This is a genomic window from Kitasatospora sp. NPDC051164 (assembly GCF_044455625.1).
Lineage (GTDB): Bacteria > Actinomycetota > Actinomycetes > Streptomycetales > Streptomycetaceae > Kitasatospora.
The window spans coordinates 24,304-30,383 of the sequence record NZ_JBITFB010000062.1; the positions used below are offsets into that span (position 1 = coordinate 24,304).

General features: G+C 64.6%; 4 protein-coding genes. All 4 read left to right on the plus strand.

Translation table 11 applies throughout. From position 1 onward, the window contains the following. The first annotated feature begins 244 nt into the window (after positions 1-244). The 4 genes from ACIBEC_RS45340 (at position 245) to ACIBEC_RS45355 (ending at position 5,139) form a co-directional block, all read left to right on the plus strand. Complete coding sequence (locus ACIBEC_RS45340) at positions 245-991, plus strand: hypothetical protein (protein ID WP_360509086.1); 747 nt, start codon at positions 245-247, stop codon at positions 989-991. Positions 992-1,560: 569 nt separating this feature from the next. Next, a complete protein-coding gene (locus ACIBEC_RS45345) occupies positions 1,561-1,902 on the plus strand; it encodes a hypothetical protein (RefSeq protein ID WP_360509084.1) in 342 nt (113 codons plus the stop codon). Between the two features lie 1,135 nt (positions 1,903-3,037). Beyond that, complete coding sequence (locus ACIBEC_RS45350; protein WP_360509082.1) at positions 3,038-3,925, plus strand: S8 family serine peptidase; 888 nt, start codon at positions 3,038-3,040, stop codon at positions 3,923-3,925. Between the two features lie 230 nt (positions 3,926-4,155). After that, on the plus strand, positions 4,156-5,139 hold the full coding sequence (locus tag ACIBEC_RS45355; protein WP_396290684.1) for a hypothetical protein: 984 nt from the start codon (positions 4,156-4,158) through the stop codon (positions 5,137-5,139). Positions 5,140-6,080: the final 941 nt, after the last annotated feature.

The following is a 6,080-nucleotide window of genomic DNA, read 5'->3' on the forward strand; positions in this document are numbered from 1 at the left end:
CACAACCGGCCGACCCGCCAACCGGTACACCAAAGATCAATAACGGGACAACCTTTAGTAGGCACCTACGGTAGTTGATTCGGTGACAAGTCATCCGAGTTTCACTAAGTGCCTTCCTGTGCTTCTCTGGTGGAGAGGCATAGTGCGCAGGAAGGCACTTAGAATTGCCGTGCGATGGGTGGATTCACATATCGTGATCGGTGCTGAAGGTGGCACCCATCTCAGTATACTTCAAGGAGGAACCATGAGTCAGGAGTCGAAAAAAAACAATGCCCTAGAACTCCTTAGGGCCATTGTGAAAGGCGATGCAGAGATAGAGGACGGCCTCGCAGACCTTAAGGCGGAGGGGGTCTCGTCCCTTGAGGATGCCCTATCCATACTGAAGGAAGAGGTAAAGGTCCACAAGTGGGTCGACGGTCCTCAGCCGGACTTTCGGAAGCTGCGGCGCCACCCTCGCCCAGAGGTCGTATCGAGCATAAAGCACGTCGTTCCGGAGGTGCCATTCGTTCTCCACGGCACCTGGTACGAGCCGCAGGACATCACGCGCTTCAACGGCCAAGAGCTCCACTTTTTCACGTCGCCGGATTCCGATCATATGCTTGTCGTCGACGACCGAGACCTCATGGCTGATTGGCTACAATTCGCATACTTCGAGAAGTATCGTGATTTCACCCACATCCAGCTAAGTGACTTTGGCGGAACAATATGGTACCAGGATGACAACACCAGAGGGTGGTCAATTGCTGCGAACCAGAATCGCGGCTATTGGAACCTGCTGAGCGAGACCATGGGGTTCTTCGGCGATTGGAACGACAAGATTTCGTCCTTCACGATGCAGGGCGGAGTCACAGTCATGCAATTGTCCGATGACATTAACTTCGGGGGGCCGTTCTTCTATCACACCATACCTGCCGGGACTGGCTTCGAAGCGGTTCAGAGCTTGAACCCTTTCGGTTGGAATGACCGCGCTTCTTCCTGCGCAACCTGGTAGCAGCATGAAGGCTCTGCTGCGGGTGGTGTGCAGGCTGGGAGGCATGGGCGCCGGAGCGGCACAGGCCGCGGGCGTCGGTGAGGCCGGCGGCCTGGTTGAGCATGCGGAGCGGGACGCGGGCCCGATCCGCATGCGTCGTTGAATTTGGGAACGTACGAGGCCACCAACCTCATTCAGCTGGGTAGCTGGCCGACCCCGGGACGACGAAGACGACGAGACGAAGACTGGATGGTCCTGGACGCCGTCGCCGCGCACCTGCACGAGTGGCGCCGGGACTACCGGGGCTTCGGCCGACACGGTAGCCGCCTACCTGACCTGACCCTCGACGGGCCGGGCGATCCCGCCCCGGCCGTTCCAGGGCAGACGATGTTCCGCTGCCGAGCGGCCAGGAACCACCAAGCGCGCGGACCTGGGGCGGTGGTCGGGTACGGTCCCAGGATGAGCAGCTCCGGTCTCCAGCTCCAGGACGTCGTCGAGACTGCCGTTGAGGACACGGTCGCCACCGCCGGCCCGGCAGCGGGGCTCTGGCTGGTTGCGGAGCTGGAGCGGCGAGGCGAGGCGAGGAGGCCATGTGGGAAGGCGTTCACCTGCTGTACGCCCCCCTGGTCGCCCGGCCCGCTTACGGGCTTCCGCCACCCGAAGCCGCGGACCAGCTGCGCCGCAACGCGCGGACAGCCCAGCCCGATGTCTCTCTTGTCCCGTCGATGCGGCTTGCCCACAGGGAGCGGGGTGCGGAGGCCGTCGCGGATTTGTGGCGCGAGGCACCCGTGGAGCTGCGCCGGATTGCGGTCATGCACTGGCTCATCTGCTACTGCCTGACCGTCGGCTTCAACGAGATTCGGCTGGGTCCTGCGGAAGCGGCGTCGCTCGTCCGCCGCGCGATCCCGGCCCCCTCGGGCCCTTTCCGCTGATCAAGTCCCAGCATCCAGCCGCAGCCGGAGCCGCGCGGCATAGCGCCCATGCCATGCCCGACCGAGTCGGCCCGGAACGGCGAGCCTGGCCCCGCCCACCTCGTCCGCGTGTGGGCGGGGGCGGGGGCGACGGCGGCGAGGAACGTGCGCGTCCTGCTCCGCGGAGAAGCTTGGCGCAGGCCTGCGCCAGGATGGGGCGAAGGCCCACCGGCGCGGGTCGACCGAGTTGCTGCCGGCCAGGTCTGCAATTCACCGCCGGTGGTCAGCTCCGTTCTGCTGGCCTGCTGCCACTCAGCCCGCACGTGGGCTTGCCGCTGCCTGACGCCGTGTCGGCGTAGCCCGGACTGCACCAGCAGCCGGGCGGCGGCACTGTGGAACCGGGCGGCCGGCCGAACCCCCGAGCGGTCCGGCCGCCTGCAGCACAGCGTCCGCGATGTGCCGGTGGTTCGAGTGCGGTGGGGAAGGGGAGGATGGTCGGCGGCCGCGGGAGGCCGACGGCGGGGAGAGGGGGCGCGGTGACGTTCACCGCGATGCACACGGGGCGGGGACGACTCGACGCGACCCAGGACGACCTACCCGTTGTGACGATCCACCATGGAGCAGTCTCCGGTTTTTCTTGGGATTGCACAGAAGTGAGCTTCTCAATTCTCGAGGGCATGACGCATTGTGACGTCGGCGAGCAGAAGCCCTGTTGCCGTGATTTGTTGAGGGTTCGACAGGTCTCTGTCAGGTCATCGTATCGGTCCATGATAGCGAGACCAATATCTTGACAGGTGAAGGGTTCGGAATCAGGCTGGAACTAAAGAGCGGCCACGTAGCAGCCGCGGGCGCGCTCACGGTTAGACCTGAAACCCGAGCCGCCCTATGCAGTGGTGACCGAAATCGGGCCGTTATATTGTAAAGAAATAGAGCAGCATTGGATGGGCCTCGATTGGGGGACCGGAAATGATCCCCCTGGACGGCGTGAGACTTTTCACCTTGACGGGGCCTGCGTGCGGTAATCGCGAAGTCGCGACCGTCTCCAGGCCTGAGTGGCTTGCGAGTTCACTAAAGCAGGTGCGGATTTTGTCGGTCATTTCTTGCCGCTGCTTGACCAGCCGAGGCCGCGTATTCCTCCGCATAGTAGGGAATTTCCATGACGCCTCTGGAGATGGTCCGCCTCCCTTCGTTGATGACCCTCACGGAGGGAAGCCGTCAGGTCGTCGTGGCCCTGTTGGACGGACCCGTCCCGCAGGGTCACCCCGAGCTAGCGACCGAGAGTGTGCGCAGACTTCCCGGGCTGATGAGACGTCCAGAGCCACCCGGAGCCGTCGGCGCGGCCTCCCGTCACGGGACGTTCACCGCCGGAATCCTCGCGGCGCGACGTGGCCGAGAGGCTCCCGCGATCTGCCCGAACTGCACGCTTTTGGTCCGTCCGATCTTCACAGACACGACCGGGGAGGACCGAAGCCGTCTAGGCACCACTGTCGATGAGCTGGCGTCCGCCCTCCTGGAATGCATCAACGCCGGCGCACGCATCATCAACCTCAGCGTCGGATCCACCTATCCTTCCACGATCCAGCAGCCGCGACTCCACGCCGCGCTCGACCACGCGGCCGAGCACGGCGTCCTGGTCGTCGCCGCCGCAGGAAATCAGGGAACACTGGGTACCAGCGCTCTTACCCGCCATCCCTGGGTCTTGCCGGTCGCCGCGTTCAATCTCGATGGTCGGCCGAGCGCCTACACCAACCTCGGGCGCGCGCTCGGCCGGCGAGGGATCGGCGGACCGGGCGAGAAAATCACCAGCCTTGGCGCCGAGGGCGATCCGCCGCCAGTTTCCGGTGGCACCAGTGCCGCTGCGGCTTTCGTCACCGGCGCGGCAGCCCTTCTTTGGTCGCTCTTTCCCTCAGCCGACGTTGCGGAAATCAAGAATGCCGTTCTTCATGGCCGTGGAGCACACCGCGGCAGTGTTGTACCGCCGCTCCTGGACGCCTGGAGGGCCTACTCGCTGCTGACTGAGGCAAAGTCGAGGAGAGCTTCGTGATGGCGAGAGAACAAAAGAACGACGACAGGCGTCCCCACCGGGTGCGTCTTCCCGGATTCATTGACGACGAGAATACGGGGCTCGGTGATTTGATCAAAAAAGCCACTTCAACTGTCGGAATCAAACCGTGCGGAGGCTGCTCACGTCGGGCCGAACTCCTAAATCGGTGGATGGTCTTCTCCAGGCGGAACTGAGAGTTGCCACCAAGAGAGCAGTAGGAGGTATCCAATATGGTGCCAGCATCCGAATACCCTGAATCCGCAGGAGTCGGGGAAATCATTCCCGCCGAGGGGCCGCCTCCTCTGCCTACGCGCATGTCGCAGACGCAGTCGGCGCCACCGCCGACCGGGTCGTCGCCGCCTGCGGGCAACCCGCAGCAGCAGCCGCCCGTCGGCGAGCAGCCAGCGCAGACCGGCGGATGTTCCTCCTCCGGTGACAAGACCTCAGTCTCATTCGTGTACGCAGTAGGGCGGGTCGAACCGCGCTTCCCGGGCCTGGGCGTGGAGAAAGAGTTCGCTCAGGCGGTGGGCCGGAGCGACACTGCCGGGAAGACGGACAGGCAGGCCATGCGGTCGGTCCTCGGGGATCGGTCCACCAGATACCTCGCCCGCCAGATCTGCTGGGTGTTCACGGTTGAAGGGCTGGACACCTACATCCTGGCGCCCCGGGACGCTGCGGACTACGACCTCCTGATCGACGCCGTCCGGCCGGAGCCGGACGGCGACGACATCGACGTGGTGATCGGCCTGCTCGGTCCCAGTGCCCCGCCGCAGATGTGTGGCGGGCTGACCGTGCCGATGGTTGCCTTTGACCAGCTGTACTCGTTCAGCCGTGAAGAACTCATTGAAGGCATCCCACGTCCTGACAATCAGTCCGCGGACGCGTTCCGGGCGACAGCTGGCGAGCTCTTCGACATCATCGGGCAGCTGGCGGACAACGCCGGTGCCACCGACGAACACCGAGCCCTCAACTACCTCGCGGTCCGCTACCACGGCATCTACGCGAAGACAGCCGAGGCCCATGCGGCAGAAGCGGCCCTCAGCGGGGTCGAGGTCCGGCCCTCCCGACTGGGCGGCGCGCGGAACATCATGGACGTGATCTTCTCCTACACGAACCGGCGGACGGACGTGACCGAGAAGCACTTCGTCCGCGTGGACGTCACCGAGGAGTTTCCGTTCCTCGTCACCAAACTCTCGCCCTACTACGAGCGGTGACCCTGCTGGGCCAATCCGCAACGGAGCCCATCATGACCACACCACGATTTTCCGCCGAGGCCGCGCTAACCCGAGGTGCCGTGCACATGCCGAACCCGCCAGTCAAGGACCAGTTCACCGACCGGGGCGAGGTAATAGTCGCCCAGGGCTGCGGCTTCTGGGACTGGCTGGCTTGCGCTGGCACAGTCGCCGGATGTGCCCTCTCCTGCGCCGTCCCCGGGACCGAAGATTGCTTCAAGTGCTTCGCACGGGCCGGACGGGAGGTCTGCTACGCCTGCGTCTGAACGCAACTGAACACCACCTGTAAGGAGAATGCCATGGCCACGCCAGGATTTGACGTGCTGCCGACGTCCGGAAGCCCGCCGACGCCGGGACCGAGCAGTCCGATTCTGCGGTCCTCCGCGTCCAGCATCGTGCCCCAGGCCTACCCTGCGCAATGCCAAGGCGCCCAGGGGTTCACCAATACATCCTGCTACGGCTTTGTCATGACGTGCCAGGACTGCTGCAAGCAGTGGAACTGGCAGCAGTCGCAGTACGTCGACGTCTGCGGGTCCAGCTACGTCTGCGGCGCCTGCGCCGGTATTTGGGGGTGGTAGCGAGTCGGCTCCGTGCGACATTGGCGGCCAGCGGGCCCGACTCGCGCGGCCACCGCTCGGCCCGGGGCATCGCGCCGGGCCGGGCCAGCCGGCTCACTGCCGGAGCCAGTCGAGTCCCCCGATTAGACGGATGAGCTCAAGAGCTGCGGACCTACCAGTTCGCCGCGCGGCCAGTGACGCGTCGGTGCCTTCCTGCCCGCGCTCGTTGGTTGTGACCAGGAGTGGTGTGTCTGAGCTGGGCTTATCGGTGAGTGGTTGTTGTCGTTCCGATCTTGAGGAGTGTCGGTCGAACGGGAGTCTCGATCGGGTGACCGTGGCGACTGCCGTGCATGAAAGCAGGGCCTC